The 18,457-nt window shown below is 48.7% G+C and carries 14 protein-coding genes and 1 riboswitch; of the genes, 2 read left to right on the top strand and 12 right to left on the bottom strand.

All coding sequences use genetic code 11. The annotated features are described in order from the left end of the window. From V3S16_RS08490 to serA, 11 genes are all read right to left on the bottom strand, one after another. Positions 1-1,589 (bottom strand): ABC transporter permease (locus V3S16_RS08490; protein WP_413884249.1); only part of this gene is annotated, 1,589 nt, incomplete at its 3' end. Positions 1,590-1,604: 15 nt separating this feature from the next. Continuing rightward, the gene (locus V3S16_RS08485; protein WP_413884248.1) at positions 1,605-2,693 is read right to left on the bottom strand and encodes an ABC transporter ATP-binding protein; all 1,089 of its coding nucleotides are present in this window, start codon (positions 2,691-2,693) and stop codon (positions 1,605-1,607) included. 159 nt (positions 2,694-2,852) lie between these two features. After that, on the bottom strand, positions 2,853-3,851 hold the full coding sequence (locus V3S16_RS08480; RefSeq protein ID WP_413884247.1) for an ABC transporter substrate-binding protein: 999 nt from the start codon (positions 3,849-3,851) through the stop codon (positions 2,853-2,855). Positions 3,852-4,734: 883 nt separating this feature from the next. After that, on the bottom strand, positions 4,735-5,265 hold the full coding sequence (locus tag V3S16_RS08475) for a transposase (RefSeq protein ID WP_413884246.1): 531 nt from the start codon (positions 5,263-5,265) through the stop codon (positions 4,735-4,737). A 933-nt stretch (positions 5,266-6,198) separates the two neighbouring features. Beyond that, positions 6,199-6,375, bottom strand: coding sequence for a hypothetical protein (locus tag V3S16_RS08470; protein WP_413884245.1), 177 nt, complete (start codon positions 6,373-6,375; stop codon positions 6,199-6,201). Beyond that, positions 6,372-6,677, bottom strand: a complete 306-nt coding sequence (locus V3S16_RS08465; protein ID WP_413884244.1) for an addiction module protein — start codon at positions 6,675-6,677, stop codon at positions 6,372-6,374. Before V3S16_RS08465 ends, V3S16_RS08470 begins: the two co-directional genes overlap by 4 nt. 515 nt (positions 6,678-7,192) lie before the next feature. Further along, positions 7,193-8,248, bottom strand: a complete 1,056-nt coding sequence (locus V3S16_RS08460; RefSeq protein WP_413884243.1) for a MarR family transcriptional regulator — start codon at positions 8,246-8,248, stop codon at positions 7,193-7,195. 270 nt (positions 8,249-8,518) lie between these two features. Continuing rightward, positions 8,519-11,329 carry an ABC transporter substrate-binding protein gene (locus tag V3S16_RS08455; protein ID WP_413884242.1) on the bottom strand — a complete coding sequence of 937 codons (2,811 nt, stop codon included), beginning with the start codon at positions 11,327-11,329 and terminating at the stop codon, positions 8,519-8,521. A gap of 71 nt (positions 11,330-11,400) precedes the next feature. Then, positions 11,401-11,510: riboswitch (cyclic di-GMP riboswitch) on the bottom strand. Positions 11,511-11,777: 267 nt separating this feature from the next. Beyond that, the gene (msrA, locus tag V3S16_RS08450; protein WP_413884241.1) at positions 11,778-12,965 is read right to left on the bottom strand and encodes a peptide-methionine (S)-S-oxide reductase MsrA; all 1,188 of its coding nucleotides are present in this window, start codon (positions 12,963-12,965) and stop codon (positions 11,778-11,780) included. 321 nt (positions 12,966-13,286) lie between these two features. Then, complete coding sequence (locus V3S16_RS08445) at positions 13,287-13,889, bottom strand: DUF3786 domain-containing protein (RefSeq protein WP_413884240.1); 603 nt, start codon at positions 13,887-13,889, stop codon at positions 13,287-13,289. Positions 13,890-14,076: 187 nt separating this feature from the next. Beyond that, the gene (gene serA, locus V3S16_RS08440; protein ID WP_413884239.1) at positions 14,077-15,663 is read right to left on the bottom strand and encodes a phosphoglycerate dehydrogenase; all 1,587 of its coding nucleotides are present in this window, start codon (positions 15,661-15,663) and stop codon (positions 14,077-14,079) included. Between the two features lie 307 nt (positions 15,664-15,970). Between serA and V3S16_RS08435 the strand changes: the two genes are divergently transcribed. Continuing rightward, entirely contained in the window at positions 15,971-17,308 is a 1,338-nt protein-coding gene (locus V3S16_RS08435; protein WP_413884238.1) for a glutamine synthetase family protein, read from the top strand. A 350-nt stretch (positions 17,309-17,658) separates the two neighbouring features. Further along, on the top strand, positions 17,659-18,186 hold the full coding sequence (locus V3S16_RS08430) for a nitroreductase family protein (protein ID WP_413884237.1): 528 nt from the start codon (positions 17,659-17,661) through the stop codon (positions 18,184-18,186). A gap of 9 nt (positions 18,187-18,195) precedes the next feature. On the opposite strand, the gene V3S16_RS08425 is transcribed toward V3S16_RS08430, so the two are convergent. After that, positions 18,196-18,457, bottom strand: a 262-nt coding sequence (locus tag V3S16_RS08425) for an MTH938/NDUFAF3 family protein (RefSeq protein WP_413884236.1), incomplete at its 5' end; no start/stop codon positions are given.

Below are 18,457 nucleotides of genomic sequence, written 5' to 3'. Positions count from 1 at the left end.
GACAGCTGGCCCCAAAGGCCGTCCTCGGCAAAGCGGAAGATCTGGACCGCCAGCACTTCGGTGCCCGGTCGCGAAAGCACCACCGAGAGGGTCAGTTCCCTTACGAACATAGTGGCCATGAGTATCCATCCGGAGACGATGCCCGGAATGAGCAGGGGGATGACGATGCGACGCATGGTCGTGAATGAGCCCGCACCGCAGACCTGCGAAGACTCCTCCAGATGGCTGTGGATCTGGATGAACGCACTGGTCAGGGGCCGGACGCCGTAGGGCAGATAGGTGGCGATATAGCCGATGAGCAGAGCCCAGATGGTGGCGTACAATGGCGTACGCACAAAAAACCACATGAATCCCACACCGATGACGATCCCCGGAAAGGAGAAGGACAGGAAGGAGAGCGTCTCCAGAAGGCCGGAGGCATAGGAGCGAACTTTGACGATTACGTAGGCCACGAAGATGGACAGGGTCACTCCGAGGGTCGCACCCACCACGCCGAGGAACACGCTGTTCTTAAGGGACAAGAGCGAGATCGGGTCGTTGATCACCTCAATCCAATGCTTCCAGCTCATCATGGAGAAGGCCTTTGCGCTGGGGATCATGGAATAGGGCACCAGCGAGGTGTAGAACAGCACCAGCACCGGCAGGACGATGAGGACCATGGACAGGATGCCGACGATGCTGAACAGGGGATACTTGGCCCCTTTGAGTTCGATTACGGTGGGCCGGTATCCACGGCTGGAGATGGTGACGTACTTTTCGCTTTCCGAGGTCAGGTAGCGGTAGACATAGATCAGCGTGATGGAGGTGGCCAGAACGCTCATGCCTATGGCCGCAGCCTTACCGAAATCCGCGGCAAATCCGGTGGAGATGGACTGGTAGATGTGCGTGGCCAGTACGTAGATCCGCCCGGGCATGCCGATAACTGAGGGCACGGCAAAGGAGGCCAGACTGCGTATCAGCGACAGGATGAAAGCGGCCAGGATCGCCGGCCTCAGCACGGGCAGGGTCACTCGGAGCAATGTACGCAGTGTAGTGCCCCCGCAGACTTTGGAAGACTCCTCCAGCGTGCTATCGAAAGCTGCCATTGCCGGGGCCAGGATGAGATAGGCGATGGGCAGGTCCAAGAGACCCTCGACCAGGATCATCCCCGCCAGGGAGTAGATGTTGATCGCGATGTTTTCGAACCCGGTGACCTGACGCAGGAACAGGTTGATCAGGCCGTTGGACGGGTTCAGCAGGAGCACCCAGCTGACCGAGAACAGGATGTGCGGGATCATCATCGGGATGATGGAGATGATCCTGAACAAAAATTTGAAGGGAATGTCCGTGCGTGTATTCAGATAGGCCAGGAAAAGCGCCAAGCCGGTGGCCACCATCGAGGACCCGAGTATGAAAATGATCGTGTTGACGATGATCCCGGCCAATTCGGGGTCGGTGTATGCCTGGATGTACTTGTCCGGGGTGAATTCGCCAAAGGCTCCCAGGCCCGTGGAAAAGCTTCCGAAGATCAGCATGACTACGGGACACACGGTCAGGAAACCGACGATGGCGATCAGGGTCGGCGTCAAGACCGATCGTTTGTTGACCATTGTTCTTTTCCTTCCCTACCTGGTGACCAGCAGACAATGGTCAGGATCAACGGTGAAATTGGCGGTATCCCTCACCTTGATGTCAGAGTCCGGCTCGGTCTTGATGAAGAGCTGGCTGTCATTAATTGTGATCTCGCCTTCGAATGCTTCGCCGATGAAAACCAGCGACTGGATCTGTCCGTTGAAGACGTTCTGTGCCTGGGTTGCGTTGCCTCGTTTCAGGCGGATGAATTCGGGGCGCAGGCAGAGCGTCACCTTGTCGCCCGGCTTCATGTCGGCCTGCTTGCGGCAAATGACGCTGCCGATGGCGCAGTCCACCGTGGTCACTGAGCCCTCCTGGGAAGTTACCGTAGCCTCGATCAGGTTGGTGCGGCCGATGAAGTCGGCCACAAAACGGTGGTCGGAGTTGAAATAGATGTTCCGGGGCGTACCCGTCTCGATGATCCGGCCCTTGTTCATCACCGCAACGATATCGGACAGGGCCAGGGCTTCGATCCGGTCATGGGTCACATAGACAGCCGTGATCTGAAGCTCGGTCAGAAAGGTCCGCAGTTCCTTGCGGGTTTCTTCCCTAAGTTTCGCGTCCAGGTTGGAAAGCGGCTCATCAAAGAGGATGACCTTGGGTTCGGCGACCAAAGCACGGGCCAGGGCCACACGCTGCTGCTGCCCGCCGGAAAGTTTAGTTGCAGGCCGATCCTCGAACCCCTCCATCTGCACGAAGCGCAACGTTTTTTCGACCTTGTTTCGGATGACGTTCTTGGACATTTTTCGGGCCTGGAGAGGATAGGCCACGTTGTTGAAAACGTTCATGTGCGGCCAGATGGCGTAGGTCTGAAAGACCATGCCCAGGCCCCGGTTCTCCGTGGGAACGAAGATGTTCTTCTCACTGGACCAGACGACCTCACCGCCTATTTCGATTTCCCCGGTGTCAGGGGACTCCAGACCAACGATGCAACGTAAGAGAGTGGTCTTGCCGCATCCGCTCGGGCCGAGAAGGGTGAATATCTGGTTGGCCGGTATCGTCAAGTTCACGTTGTCCAGAGCCTTGATGGTCTTGCCGCCGGAGTAATAATACTTGCTGACGTTCTTGATGTAAATTTCCATAAGCAGTTCTGATGTGTTCTCTCTGGTCAGTCGTCCGGGTTTTATGGCCTGCATCGGGCTTTGTGGACACAGCTGCGCCCGGGGCCTTTTCAAAATACAACAACCCGCCCGGTTGTCATCCACCACCGGGCGGGCTTGGGGTTTGTTGCCTTTTTTGCGTTAGCGCAGGGCGAAGATTTTCTTGAACTTGGCCCCCCAATCGCGGATTTCTTTGTCCGACATCGTCCGGATGGGGATGACCTTGGCTTTGTCCATACCGTCGATGGGCGGAAATACGCCAGGAGCCAGGACGTATTCACCGACGTCCGAGGCAAGCATGCCCATGGCCTTCTTGGAAAGCCAGAAGTCCATGAACAGCTTTGCGGCGTTGGGGTTCTTGGCGCTGGAGGCAATGGCCATGCCGCGAGGGGTTCCCAGCAGGGGTTGCTCCACCCGGGCCCAATCGAGAGGGGCCGGGGCCTTGGTGATGATGTACTTGGGCATGGAGATGGCGATGGACTTTTCGCCGCTTTCAACGGGCGCCGGCGTGGGGCCGAATGACTTGACGAACATGGGCTTATTGGCTGCGAGTCCCTTGAGGAACTGCATCCATTCGGCCTCGGACTTATAGACATTTTCCTTCAGTCCGACCAGCCAGGAGATGGTGGTCGCATGGGTGCCCGGGTTGGCCATGACGATCTTGTTTTTCCACTTGGGGTCGGTCAGATCCTCATAGCGCTTGGGAACGTCAGCCTGCTTGACCAGTTCCTTGTTGTAGATCAGGGCCACATACTCGATGCCGAAGGTATGGATCTGGTCGTCCTTGCGGGTCCAGTCAGGATAGCTGGCGGCGGCCGGGGAATTGTATGAAGCCAGGACGCCCTGAGCTTTGAGCATTTGCATCACCGGTAATGGCGCTTGCAGCACGTCGGCCATGAGTTTTCCGGCCTGGAACTCGGTCAGCACCGTGGCCAGGAATTTGGATGTGGAAATGCGTGTGTACTTGCCCTTGAGACCGGTTTCTGCATTGAATGCATCCATTATCGGCTTAACAGCCGTAATATTTGCGTAAAATGACACCTGCCCTTCAGCCTTGGCCTTCCGGAGGAGGTCGGTATCCGCAGCAAACGCCGAGGGTACCAGGATCAGAGCCAACAATGTAACCAGAATTTTTTTCATTTGTTCATCTCCTTTAATTTAGTGTTCACAATTAGGATAAAAATCAAATCCGGCAATCGCGTCAGCAGAAATATTGATTGTTTGTCCCTGGAAGTCAGCAGACAATTACCTCTTTAGCAAAAACCCATAAAAAACCAATCAATACACTTGTGATCTTTTATGAAATCATTTTGTATGTCAAGGAAAAAGCATTGATTTCAGAACTACTGACCGCATGGAATTTCAATTGCAATCTAATCCGCCGTGAAGCCCAAAAAAGAAATAGGGGACATCCTATAATCCTCTTGTCAAGCATAAAATTGATAAATTTAAAATAATAATAATTTCCAACGCTTGAAAAGATAGACCTCCTGAAGACACACTTATCCCTTGCTCTTTGACATAATTTTTCGGCGGATCTCTCACAATAGTCCTTCAGCAGGTTCAGGATAAACTCACTCAACCTCTGATCCCTTCGGCAAGCTCAGGATAAACTTAACGTTTATCCGGCCTTACCGTTCGAACGGTTACGCCAATCATCCCTTATCCAGATTCTTTAAGTTCAGTCCCTCCAAAAAGACGGCGGACAGGGGACGGCCCACGATAAACCTAGGGCCATTGGGGTCTGACCAAGCTATCTGTCTTAATTCACATTAAAAACATCCCATAAATAGGTGTTTTTATCGCTTAGAACTACCTTTTTAGGGCCCGAATTGGCCATATAAGACGCCTGTTGTTCACGAAGCTGGTGATTTCATCCGATTTAACAATCTTTCGTCCTTCTGCACGATAACCGAGTTTATCTTTTGTCGTTTCAACAAATTCTTTACCACCGATGGCAACACTCTGGGTCCACTTGGTATCGCGTACATGTCGATTGATTCTGAGCGTCTCTTCAATCCATCTATTGATCTTTCAAATTCTTAATTGACTTACTATGCAACAATTCAGTTAATTTCTTATAATTGATTAAGGCATATCTTTCCCTTGGTTTTTGAATTTCATTGTATCCGCAAAATTCCCATTCCAAAGGATGCGAGGCACTGCCGGTACGCACCATATTCAAGTCAATATAAACCATGCAGCGAAATAGGTGATCATTCCCCTCGATAGCCGTTGCATGGTATCGGTCCTCCCAAAATGCGCCTTTACGACTCTTGCGCTGATTGTACTCTTGGCCTGTACGTCCCGCAATAAGTTGCATTGATTTGGAAATCACATCACTCGGACCGTCATCGATAACAAGCAGATGGATGTGGTTTGAGGTAATCATATAACCTAAGATAGTTAATCCAAACCTTTTCTTTGCTTCGAAAAGCCAATACATCCACCGCCGACGGTCTTTTGCAAATTTCAAAAGAAACTCTTTTTTATGACAACGGTGGGTAATATGCCAAATATAACCTGGAATGTAGTGTCGTCTTGCACGCGGCAATTGAAAAGATTCTCCTTAGATAGCTATTTTTGGGGGTAAAAAGGGGCCTCTAAGCCCAAAAATCATGCCTAATAATTTAATTTGTTGTATGTTTCTTATAGGTTGTCGTGGTCAGACCCCAAATCATTCAACGAGTTCGTTAGCCATTTCCTGTAAGCGAACCCGGGCATTCTCAGGAACGCCGATGTGCTCGCAATCGGGCCCGAATCCGAGTGGCCTGGGGTCAAACCTTGATTTGTGATTAATATCATTAACAAATCATTTGTCTAATCAATATAACTATCTGCAATAAATCAACATAATGCACAATAATCAATGATCAAGGTTTGACCCCATTTCCCAATTCTCCAAAGGCGGATAAATCTCCACTGCGTTACGACAAGCAGCGGGGAATTCAAATTTAAAGCGGGCTCCTCCAAAGACGGATAAATCTCCGGGTGCTTCAACAAAAAGACAAACCCCTTCTTAGCTTGCTTGCGCAAAAAAGGGCTTTATCTGATTCAATAGCCATGGGATCGGACTCCCAGTATTTGTAAGATGTTTATATCCAGCCGTGCCGGTACTTCAAGTGCCTGACCTTAATTCAAAAAATTTAAAAAGTCAATGCTTAGTACCACGTAGAAAAGTGCTTAGTTAAAATACGTATTAGGTTGCTGGATGCTGGTTGGAGCGTGCCGACTTCGCCATAGTACCTTAGCTACGACGGCTGAAAGCGGAAATTTATCCGCCCCTGGAGGATCCCGCTGAAGGCGGGGTTACGAGGTTCCGGAGAGCTGCTTAACTAAACTACACAGCTTGACTCAATAGTCAATTACACCTATCACGAAAGTCTATTGCGAATCCACGCGGGACTCCGGCGACAATCCAAAATGGCATAGACTCGAATGATGTCTTTTTGTAACCTATAGTAAATGGCGAAGGGAAATCTTTTGGCTAGCAAGCGGTGATATCCGAAACGGAGGCGTGAATACCGGCATAGAGATAGAGCGACTCTATATCTGAAAAGAGGGAGTCGAGAAAGTAATCACCGAGTCCTTTCGACTGACGCTCATAAAACTTGAAACCATCGAGCAAATCTTTCTCGGCAGAATCAAGGAGTTCGATTCTCATTTAATCTGATCCCTGATTCTTTCCTTAGCCCGATCAAAGGCTGTAAATTTTGCCTTCCCTTCGTTTATCTCCTTTTCTCTCGCCTCTAAAACTTCCTTGTGCCATTTTGGAGATGGAATGGATTCGGGATCTCGGCAGAGATCGTCCCATAGTTTTTCCATCACAGCTATCTTATCCAAGCTTGTCATTTTATCTAAAGGTAATGAAATATTCATATCATTCTCCTTTTCATGGTAAATATAGAGTGTTAAGAATAATTCACCTTTCAATTTTTTACAATGAAGAACTTCCAGTGTCTTCAAACGCCGCTGCTGTGGGGCGCGCGGCGAGGCTCCCAGTATTTAGTGGTATCTACCAGCTGTTAAGACCGGAAAATAGTGTTTTGGATATATTGCCTGACCATAAATGAAAAAATCTGAAAAATCAATGGTTAGTGTGGGTCGTAGCGCCTGTGGCGCTGGTGGTGGAGCGCCCCGCAAGTACTTAGGGCTTGAGGAGCGTCCCGAAAGCATTCGGCCGCCTACGCTGAAGCTACGTCGTGCCAAGGAACTTGAGGAGCGGTTCGAGGAACCTTGATGCGGAATGCGTATTATTAACCACAGACGCACGCAGACAGACACACGCAGACCCCGGTTAAATAAAAAAGAAAACTACCTGACCAAATTTCACCTTATTTGCAAGAGGTCGAGGAGCTGGCGAACGAATCCTAATACATCAGCCTGGCATGAAATCGCCCAGTTTGGTTGCCGCATATAGGCATGTCGCGCGGACAAGTTCTGCTTGTTCGCTGCTATATTCCTTGGCACTTGAAGGCTTCTCAGGCATCTTTACCCCACTTCAACAGCTCTTGGCGTAAGCGCTCGGCCGCTTCTTTCGCCCGCTCGGGGTGGCCTAATAGATCCAGGTACGCCTGAACGGGGTGGACGCACTGAATGCTTTCCACCTCCGCCGCCCCCTGGAATACACCCTCATCATTAGGAACAACGAGCCATATATTTGCTCCGCGCGGATCTTCCCGAAAACCAATCAAATCGAATAGTTCAGGTGCAGGGCTAAATTGCAAGTAGAACGTAACGATACGGAAGCCTGAAAATTTGTTGTACAGCCAGGCGGCACCAAGGCCCGTGGCCGAATGCGGCACTTTATTTTCCGAGAAAAGACTGGGAATCTTTTTCAGAAGCTCATCACTCGAACGTGCGGCAATATGCCCCTTGATAATTTGGTGGTTGGAAAAGCTGTACCGCTCTTGCCACGAGTCCAGCAAAAGATCCGGATCGGAGACACGAATCAATCCATCTTTGCTCCGGGCAACGAGCCCGTCTGCTTCTAAACGGGAGACAATGCGGCTGGTGAAGCCTTCGTCCATATTGGTTGTCTGGGCAATTTCCCGCTGGCTCATTGATTGATCAGCATGCATCAAAAGCCATCTGGCAATGCGCGAACTTTTGGGGGCAAAAGCGTTTGAAGGGCGTCCCGGGCTTTTAAAGCGATTAGGTCGACCGTCAATCAATATGCGCAAGTTAGGCGTAAAAATGTTTGCATTACCGGATAAATCCAACCAGGAGACACCGGCTTCTTCACAGAGTTTACGGCCTACATCCCCCATGAAAGGTACGGCCAGCAGAGGAATAACAGGCCCTTCAAAATTTTGTTCGGATTTGTTCAATGACTGGATTGCGGAGATAATTTGAGCGGCATTACCGTTCGCTTTGGATGCAACCATAAACTTGAAATTGCCGGCATGGACAAAACCGTCTATTTGTCTGTCATCCATGCCGGATTCGACCCGCACTTCATCCTTAGGAACTTTTAGCCAAACTCCCAAAAGATCAGAAACCTGCTGGATGCTCTTTTTTTCAGGAATTGACACCATGCTTGACTAAATACCAAAACTTGATTATTCTGTCAAGTAATATAATTTAGTCAAGCTGTCCAATTGCAGTATCTCTCGCATGAAAAATTACGACGGCTGAAAGCGGAAATCCCGATTTATCGGGGATACCGGATACCGGATAGATAACGCGAGTTGCAAGTTTCCGGCTGTAGTTTACTTTTCACTGCTCACATTTGACCGTTCGGCGAGCCAACAACGCACCAATCATTGAGGATCTGACGTATCCTCGACTTTCGCTCAATTGAGATGCTAGGTTATAATACTATTTAGGGTATCAGTTAACTTTTTCTTAGAATAAGGCTTGGCGAGGGCGTCTATAAAACCATATTTTCTGAAATCAGTCATGACAGGATCATCTGAATAACCGCTTGAAACGATGGCTTTGGCTTGAGGATCTATTTTCAGGATCGCTTTGATAGCATCTTTACCTCCCATTCCTCCTTTGATAGTTAAATCCAGTATAATCACATCAAAAGGTTCCCCGGATTCGTATGCTTTTTTATACAATGCAATTGCTTCAGTGCCATCTTTAGCCAATTCAGATTCATATCCCAAGCGGCCCAGCATCAGCCTGGCAAGTTTCCTGATAGACGTTTCGTCATCCATTAACAATATTTTTCCGGTATAAATTGCCGGTTTTGCAGGCCGGAGTGTCTCTACAGGATCTGAATATTTAATCTCCTTTGTGTGTGCCGGCAGATATATGGTAAAAGTTGTGCCGGCTCCAACTTCAGATTCAACCCTGATATACCCGTCATGTCTTTTAACAATGGAATAAGTTATCGCCAGCCCCAAACCCAGTCCTTTTTGAGATCCCAATTCCTTGGTTGTAAAGTAGGGATCGAATATCATGTTAAGATGTTCTTCTGAAATCCCAACGCCGTGATCCTGGATTGATATTTTTACATATTTACCTGCCGGAATAGTGAAATTTTTTTCAACAGTCTCTGAATCAAAAGCAACATTCTCGGCTTTTAAGGTAATTGATCCAGCCCCCGCCATGGATTCTGCTGCGTTGGAAATAAGATTGCCTAACGCCTGCTCCATTTGATCTTTGTCAAAAGCAACGGCATAAAGATCGCTCGATATTAAAAATTCGCACTTTACATTGGACCCCGCCAGGGTACGGTCTGCCGATTCTTTTAGCAGCTTTCCGATTAAACCTGCTTTTTTAACAGGCGCTCCTCCTTTTGCAAATGTCAGCAATTGACTGGTAAGGTCTTGTGCCCGCTGAGAAGCTATTTCCGCCTCTTGCAGAAATTCACTAATTCCATATTCAGGTTCAACGTCATCTTTTGCCATAGAAATATTGCCCATGATAATATTCAAAAGGTTGTTAAAATCATGAGCAATGCCGCCGGACAGTATACCGATTGATTCCAGTTTCTTTACTTTCAGCATTTCTGCTTCTAATTTTTTATATGAAGAAAGGTCACGAGCAATGCCGTTTATTCCGGTTAAGCCGCCCTGCTCGTCATAGTGGAAATTGGCGACCCAAAGCATATGGTAAACTTGTCCGGTAATTTTGTTGACCTGCCGGTTTTCAATGGTAGCGCTTTCGAGCCTGTTGCGCACCCATTTTTCGAACTCAACTTCGGTCCTTTCGCGATCTTCAGGATGAATAAAGTCAAAAGCGGACATGCCGACACACTGGTCCATACTAACTCCAAAGATTTTTTCGGCAACATGATTGACATAGATGAATCTTCCCTGGCTGTCCACCCGCGTTATCAAGTCATCCGTTCCTTCCACGAATTCACGATATCTTTCTTCGCTCCCCCGCAAGGCCGCTTCCATTTGTAAACGTTCGGCCATCTCTGCTCTTAATTGATCATTAGCCTCGGACAGTTCACTTGTCCGCCTCTTTACCGTTTTGCGAAGTGTGAAGATCCAAATCAAAAAAGTAGCAGATGCAGCAACAATTATTATTAGAAACCATGTTAAAACCTTTTGAATCTTTTTAGCTTTTATTTCTTTTTCGCGCTTTGGGTCAAAAATAAATTCATCGAGGTTCAAATCTCCTGTAACAAGTTTGCTCTGCTTCAGAAACGAGTGCATGCGCCGCCAACGGTCTGGATTTATATGACCGATTTTGATTACAGGGTATAGAGTCAATTTGCGCACGCCTTCAATCTGAAAACGATTGAAAGCATGAAACTCATCTACGGGAGGAGCTGTCCGCGGCAGCTCACGACTGATCTGGTCGGCAACAGCTTCGGGGTTTTCTAATGCATATTTCCAACCATTCAAGCTGGCCTGGAGGAATCGCTGCACTAAATCAGGATTGTTTTTTATCAATGCATGACGCGTAAAGAGTGAATCCCCATAAAAATCAACCCCGTATGCGGAAGGTTGCAAGCTTTTAAGTTTAATACCATACTTCTTGAAAACAAACGGTGCTGCAATACTATATCCCTGAATTACATCAACTTTGTCATCCAATAATTCTTTCATGCCAAAAGTATAAGAATATGGGGTCACCACAGCGGGATCGATCCCTTCAACCCGCAACATGGCCTGCATTTCCAAATCAATAAGATCATTAACTCGGCGTCCCACCCTTAAGGTTGTCAAGTCGGCGGGGGAGTGTAATGCGGTGCTCTCCTTAGCATAGAGCCGCGCGGAACTGTGTTGAAAAATGGATGCCAAAACAACAAGCGGCCAACCGTTATTTTTGGCAATAAGAATGTCGGCTGAGCCAACCCCAAACTCGGCCTGTCCTTCAGCAACACTTTTTGTCGCACTAATTATTTTTCCATCCTTTTTAACGGCCGACTTGATATCAACATCCAGGCCGGCGGCGGCATAATAACCCTGCCATAATGCGGCGTAATATCCTGCGAATTGAAACTGATGATCCCAGCGCAATTGCAAGGTTACTTTTTCCCCCGCAGCTTTCGCGTTTGGGCTGACGGCAAGTGATAAAACAGTTACAATTATTACTAAACTAATATTGTACATAGACTTTCTAAAAACCAAAAAGATCATGGTATCCTTATTTTCTTTCTCACAAAGGTTTATGCCATGTGCCGATGCTTTACAGGTTGCCCTGTCTGCCATCGGGAACCATCCAACTTGCTTTAAAAAAAGAAAAACCGAACTGCCCGTGATTTGACTTATACAATGTCAACTTCGGCGGCTCGGCTATCTTTGCAGAGATGTGGGCTAAGCAGGTCAGCAGAAAAGATCAAGATCCGTTGCTTTCCGTCTCCTTCTCACGAAGGGTTTGGCTTTATCAAATTATTTTCTTCAGAAAAATACATAGGTGGAAATATAATGTCAACACAATATTTTTTGGCACATTGTAGCAGTTGGATTTCGGGTTGCGGGTTACTTATAACTCACCGCCCATTCGCTTCGCTCATTAGAGGCGCCGAGAACGCAGAGGTTATTTTAGTGTTTTCCATTGACCTCGCTTTTAGCGGGGTCAATGGAAAAAGGAAAGTATCTTTTCTTTGCGCTCTCTGCGTCTTTGCGGTGAAAACAAGAAAAGTAATAGGTTAATTAATCACTCGAACAGCTTCCGATATTTCCCGTAGCCTTCCTTTGCCAGGTCCGCCCTGGGAATGAACCGCAGAGCGGCCGAGTTAATGCAGTAACGCAGACCCGCGGGCTCAGGCCCGTCGTTGAACAGGTGGCCCATGTGCGAATCCCCGTGCTTGCTGCGCACCTCGGTGCGCACCACAAAAAAACTCCGGTCAGCCTTTTCCACGATATTCTCCGGAACCAGAGGCCGGGTGAAGCTGGGCCAGCCGGTTTTAGAATCGAACTTGTCCGTGGAGCTGAAGAGCGGTTCGCCCGAGACGATGTCCACGTAAACGCCCGCTTCGTGATTGTTCCAGTATTCGTTGTCAAAAGGCGGCTCGGTGCCGTCCTGCCGGGTTACCTTGTACTGCATGGGGGTTAACCGCCGGCGCAGTTCCTCCTCATCTGGCAGGGTATACATGCCGCCGGTCTTTTTCATGCCGGTCTCCATGTCCGGTGACATGCCGCCGCCCATCTCCTCTTTCATCGGGTCCGTGGTGTTTCCGGTTTTTTTCATCTCATCCTTCTTCGCGGGCTGCATATCTGCCCATGCCTTTTTCAGGAACTGGTCCCGGCCCGAGCCGGAGCGGTAAAAGCGGTAGCGGATCGGGTTTTTTTTGTAGTAATCCTGGTGATAGTCCTCGGCCGTGTAAAAGGAACCCAGCGAAAGGATATCGGTTACGATGGGCTTGCTGAAGCGATCCGTGGCCTCCAGGCGTTTCTTGGAGTCCTCGGCCAGGCGCTTCTCCCGCTCGTTGGCATAGAAGATGGCACTGCGGTACTGGGAGCCCCGGTCCACGAACTGGCCCCCGGCATCCGTGGGATTCACGTGCCGCCAAAATACCTCGAGCAGCTTCTCGTAGGTAATCTTGTCCGGATCGTAAACCACCTTGACGGCCTCAATGTGCCCGGTACCACCTCCGGAAACCTGACTGTAGGTGGGGTTGGCCAGGCGGCCGCCGGTGTAGCCCGAGATAGCCTCGAATACGCCCTCGACCTTTTCAAAATCAGATTCCGTGCACCAAAAACAGCCGCCGGCAAAGACAGCCGTTTGAGTCTTTTGGGGTTTATCGTTCATCTTTTCCTCCATATTTCCATCCATGCTTCTTACCTGGTGGTAGCCCAATAGGACCGCTACCAGGACGATGATCGTAATATTTAAGGTTTTCATGAGACACCTCCGCGTATTGTGAACATAATTTAGAATAATACGCATTCGTCCTTAGTAAAGACCGGCGTTCGATTTTTTTCCTGTACGGAATATAAGACAGAAGGTAACCGTTCACGGGTTCGGGGTTCAGGGTTCAGCCGCTTACGCTGAAGCTACGTCGTGCCAAGAGGTTCGGGGCTGGTTAGTAAAGGTTAACAAAAAAAGCAACCCGACTCGGCTGCCTTCGACATGAGCTCAGGCCGAATGTAGCTCGTCGCAGGCTGAGCTTCTGAACTCTGAACCTGTGAACGCCTACGATTTAAGAAGGGTCCATGGGGAGCTTCATTTGCAGAGATCGAGGATTTTTTTTGAGGTATATTCGCCCACGTCGGCCAAGGCGTCAATCGCCAAAAACCGGCCGGCGTTGCTGGAATAGAGGCAGGTTACCGCAGCCTGAAAATCATCATCGGCGAGGTAAAAAATATAGCACAGGGCTATTTTGGGAAGGGGGTAAACCACAAATGCAAAATCACCGCCCACCCCGGCCGGCGCCGCCCGGCCCTTGAGATTTTTCACAATGCGCTCTTGATTTTTTTCGATACTCTCAACATAAGGTACCAGAATTTGCTGGGTGTGGGTGACAAAGGCCCCGGCATACGGCATGCTGTTGGGGAAATCCTTAAAGGCTTTAAACGGCTCCGGCACACAAAGCTCCGTCTGGACACCAAGGGCATACAGCGAAAGTAGAATCCCGACCGGTCCGTCCTGCTGTCCTGCATCGAGAAAGATTCCATCCGGCCGGATCTCACATTTTGCGCCGAAAGCATCAAATTCAAACCGCTCCCCGCTTTGCCGGGCAGGTAATTTCCGGTCCAGATCCGGCGGCAGGTTCAGATAGAGTCTTTTGAGGTTGCTGCGGACAATCCTGGCGTAGTTGTCAGTCATCAGTCATAGTGTCCATCCAGAAATGGCCCTTTTTGCCCTGCTCGGCGTTCTCCGCGGGTTTCCGCCCTCGACGTACTTTAAGTACGCCTCGGGCAAAAACCCTTGTGCGGCCTTGATCAGGACAAAAACTGCTCATTTCTGAATTGGACACCCTCGTGTTCATTTTGGATTTCTGGATGGACACAAGTTAGGTGTCGAATTCCAACGGAGTAACCGATATAATCAGCGGCAGTTCAAGAATCTTTTCAACAACTTTTTCGGAGATCCGGACATTGGTTTTGAGAAAAATGATATTCATTTTTCCGGTCTCTTCCTGGCCCACCTGCATCTGGTCGATGTTAATATTATGTTTACCAAGAAGCGTCGCGAAACTTCCGATAGCTCCCGGCTTGTCAAGATTGTACACCAGCGCCAGGTGGCCCTGGGGAATCAGCTCGAGCCGGAAATTATTAATCTTTACCACGCGCGTCTGATTCTTGCCGAAAATGGTTCCGGATACCGTAGTGGTCATTTCAGCAGTTACCACCCGGACGGTAACCAGGTTGATATACTCTTCGGAATCATCACTGGTTGTCTCTTTGACCTTGATCCCCCTCTCTTTGGCCAGGATCCGGGCATTGACAAAATTGACATCATCCTTCACCACAGGAGCCAGCAAGCCTCTCAACACCGCTATTGAAACCGGCGACAGGTCAAGTCCTTTGAAATCCCCGCCATATTCAATGGAGACTTCCTCGACCGGCCCCTGCGCCAGCTGGGCCTGGAGACTGCCCATCTGATCGGCCAAAGTCAATAAGGGTTTCAGTTTTTTGAGAAGATCGCCGGTTACCGACGGGAAATTGACGGCGTTTAAAATTGTGCCGTACTTGAGATAGTCTATGATCTGGCTGGCGACATCGACCGCCACCTTGGCCTGGGCTTCCTGGGTGGACGACCCCAGATGGGGTGTGCAAATCAGCCGCTCATGTTCAACCAGTTTGCAAATGCCGGGAGGTTCATTCTCGAAAACGTCCAGCGCGGCACCGGCGATTTTCCCCGACTCCAAGGCATCGTGCAGATCACTCTCATCTACAATCCCGCCGCGGGCGCAGTTTATGATCATGACGTCATCTTTCATCTGCTCGAAAGCGTCCTTTTTGATCAGTCCGGTGGTATCCTTTAACCTGGGAACATGTATGGTGATGTAATCGGATCGGCGGTATAATTCTTCCAGGGAGACACTTTCATAACCTTCCTTTTCAATCTGCTCGGGCCTGACATAAGGATCGTGAACAATCACCCTCATCTTCAGCCCGCGCGCGCGATCAGCTACAATGGAACCGATTTTCCCGAAACCTATAACTCCGAGGATCTTATTATATATCTCCCTGCCCTGCAGTTTCTTTTTGTCCCAACGACCGGCCTTTAAAGACGCGGTTCCTTCGGGGATATTGCGCGACAGAGCCAGTATCATGCCAATTGCATGTTCGGCGGTTGTAATAACATTGCCGCCGGGAGTATTCATAACAATAATACCGCGCTTGGTAGCCGCCGGTATGTCCACGTTATCAAGACCGATTCCGGCCCGGCCCACTGCCTTAAGGCGCAATGCCGCTTCCAGCAGATCCTCTGTTACCTTTGTTGCGCTGCGGATTACCAGAGCATCATAGTTGCCAATAATACTTTTGAGTTCTTCGGGAGACAGTCCGGTATTTACATCAACTTCAAGGCCCTCCTCCTCCTGAAACATCTGAATGCCAGCTTCACCCAGGTCGTCGCTGACCAATACTTTCATGATATTCCTCCTGAACGAATAAATATGATATGATTGGGCCTAAACAGATTAAGTATGCCCCATCTAAAATCAAAATAAAATGGTATTATAGATATTTTTTGTTGACATTCAACCCAAAAATACATTCAAAGAAAAAAATATGTGAATATGACGATATATAAGTACCTTCTCAGTAAATTATTGCAGCCCACCGGTGATAAAATGAAAATACGATTATAATATTGCTTTTAATTATTTAATGCGCTTAACATTGACGATTTCGTAAAAAGTCACGCATTAAAATTTTATGGAAAAAGGAGACAAAAAGATGAGCTGTGGCACCTGTCTAACCAAAGAAGATGTTTTGAGAATCGTCAAAGAAAAAAGGGTCAGCTTCATCCAGTTCTGGTTTACAGACGTGCTGGGCATGCTGAAAAGCTTCGCCGTCACGCAGCCCGAACTGGAAATGGGAATGCTCGAGGGTATGGGCTTTGACGGGTCTTCCATCGAAGGCTTTGCCCGTATCGAAGAAAGCGATATGGTCGCCATGCCGGACCCCGCTACCTTTCAGCTGCTGCCGTGGCGCCCGGAGGAAAGACCCGTAGCCCGCATGTTCTGTGATATCGTCAACCCCGATCAAACCCCTTATGACGGCGATCCCCGTTATGTTCTCAAACGCCTTTTGAATAAAATAGCCAAAAAGGGATACACTTTTTACGTCGGTCCCGAGCTTGAATACTTCTACTTCAAAAGCAAGGACAAACCAGAAGGGCTTGATACGGGCGGATATTTTGACAGCCTGCCGCTTGATATGGCATCTGATTTAAGACGCGAAACCATTTTCGCCTTACAGGCCATGGATATACCGGTCGAGTACAGCCATCATGAAGTGGCGCCCAGCCAGCATGAAATCGATTTAAGGTATGACGAGGCCCTCAGAATGTCCGACAAAACCATGACCTATAGGATCGTGGTCAAGGAGATCGCACGCCAAAAAGGCTATTACGCCACATTTATGCCCAAACCGATCTTTGGTGAGAACGGCAGCGGCATGCATGTGCATCAATCTCTTTTTCAGGGAGATAAAAATCTCTTTTTTGACGTCGACGCCCCTTACCATTTATCTAAAATCGCCAAAGGATATATTGCCGGAATTATGAAGCACGCCCGCGAGATCATCGCCGTGACCAACCAGTGGGTCAACTCTTACAAGCGGCTGGTACCGGGATACGAGGCGCCTGTTTATATTTCCTGGGCGCGACGGAACCGTTCGACCATGGTCAGGGTGCCCATGTACAAACCGGGCAAGGAAGTTGCCACCCGCATAGAATTTCGCGCCCCTGATCCGGCCTGCAACCCTTATCTGGCGTTTGCCGTCATGCTGGCAGCCGGCCTCAAAGGCATCGAAAATGAATATGAACTGCCGGACCCTGTCGAAGAGGACATCTTCCAGATGTCCAAAAAAGAAAAAAAGGAAAGGGGTATCGATACCCTTCCGGACAATCTTTTTGAAGCCCTGATTGAACTTGAAAAATCAGATTTGGTCAAAGAGGCTCTGGGCGAGCATATTTTCAATAAGTTTGTGGAAAACAAACAGATCGAGTGGGATCGCTATCGGACCCATGTCAGCCAGTATGAAATCGAAAAATACATGCCCATCATGTAGTTTCCATCCAGTCCCGCCTCGGCGGGATTCCGATGAGTCCTGCTTTTAGCGGGATTCTCTCTCCGAGGCGTAGGACTCCGTCTCGTCGAGACTACGTCTCGGTGAGCTCTACCCTCCGGCCTGTAAGCCCTACGGGCTGGAAGCGGAGCCGGAGGCAGGAAAGGGGAAAAGAAAATCCTGAAGATCGTGCCTGTCCCGTTAAATCTGAAAGCCATTTAACCGGGATAAATCCTGCTTGCCCAGTTAAATGTGAAGCCTATTTAACCGGGGTCTAAATAAAAAGGGAACTGAAAGAGAACGAGACTTTTGGAAAAGACTATCAGATCCGCATGCTATAAGGAGATTGACTTATGTTTTTATCACTTGTTCAAAAAAGAAGAAGCATCCGCCAGTACTTAGAGAAGCCCGTGGAAAAAGAGAAAATCGAACTTCTCATTGAGGCCGCCCTGCGTTCACCCTCTTCAAGAGGGTTTAATCCCTGGGAGTTGGTTGTAGTAACGGATCGAGATTTGCTTGAAAAGCTTTCAAAAGCCAAAACGCACGGTGCTTCGTTTTTAAAAAATGCCTCCTTGGGAATCGTTGTTTGTGCGGATCCCGAAAAATGCGATGTTTGGATTGAGGATGCTTCCATCGCCTCGATCTTTCTCCATCTGGCGGCCGAGTCCCTGGGACTTGGAAGTTGCTGGATTCAGATCAGAATGAGAATGCATGATCAGACCAAAACCTCACAGGAGTATGTGCAAAAACTTTTAAATATTCCGGAGAACTTAAACGTGGAATCGATGATCGCCATTGGCTACCCTGCTGAAAGTAAGCCCCCGCACCGCAAAGAAAATCTACAATATGAAAAAGTGCATTATAATGCGTACGGCAAATAGGAATTGAACTTAGCAGGACAAATGAAAACCGGCGGCAATATTTTGGCCTTCTTTTAAGAGTCGGTTGAAAGTCTTAACAGCCTTAGTGGTTTTTTCTTCGATCAATTCAATATTATTGTTTTTAAGAAATGCACGCAAGGCCCCGGTTGATTTCATCAGGCCGGGCAAACCTTTGCCAATTATTAAAATACCGGGGCTGGCTTTCAAAATATCCTGAATGTCATCCACATCAACAGAATGCCCGCGCTTTCGCCACCATTCAGGAACAACC

The organism is Candidatus Desulfatibia sp., assembly GCF_036446775.1.
In the GTDB taxonomy this organism is placed as follows: Bacteria; Desulfobacterota; Desulfobacteria; order Desulfobacterales; family UBA11574; genus Desulfatibia_A.
Note: the sequence above shows the minus strand (reverse complement) of the source record. Positions and strands in the feature narration are given on the sequence as shown.

Bases quoted from the DNA above. Each gene is read 5' to 3' on its own strand.
- V3S16_RS08485 (WP_413884248.1), bottom strand. From the start codon at position 2,693: ATGGAAATTTACATCAAGAACGTCAGCAAGTATTATTACTCCGGCGGC.
- V3S16_RS08480 (WP_413884247.1), bottom strand. From the start codon at position 3,851: ATGAAAAAAATTCTGGTTACATTGTTGGCTCTGATCCTGGTACCCTCG.
- V3S16_RS08470 (WP_413884245.1), bottom strand. From the start codon at position 6,375: ATGAGAATCGAACTCCTTGATTCTGCCGAGAAAGATTTGCTCGATGGT.
- V3S16_RS08460 (WP_413884243.1), bottom strand. From the start codon at position 8,248: ATGGTGTCAATTCCTGAAAAAAAGAGCATCCAGCAGGTTTCTGATCTT.
- V3S16_RS08455 (WP_413884242.1), bottom strand. From the start codon at position 11,329: ATGGCAGACAGGGCAACCTGTAAAGCATCGGCACATGGCATAAACCTT.
- msrA (WP_413884241.1), bottom strand. From the start codon at position 12,965: ATGAAAACCTTAAATATTACGATCATCGTCCTGGTAGCGGTCCTATTG.
- V3S16_RS08445 (WP_413884240.1), bottom strand. From the start codon at position 13,889: ATGACTGACAACTACGCCAGGATTGTCCGCAGCAACCTCAAAAGACTC.
- serA (WP_413884239.1), bottom strand. From the start codon at position 15,663: ATGAAAGTATTGGTCAGCGACGACCTGGGTGAAGCTGGCATTCAGATG.
- V3S16_RS08435 (WP_413884238.1), top strand. From the start codon at position 15,971: ATGAGCTGTGGCACCTGTCTAACCAAAGAAGATGTTTTGAGAATCGTC.
- V3S16_RS08430 (WP_413884237.1), top strand. From the start codon at position 17,659: ATGTTTTTATCACTTGTTCAAAAAAGAAGAAGCATCCGCCAGTACTTA.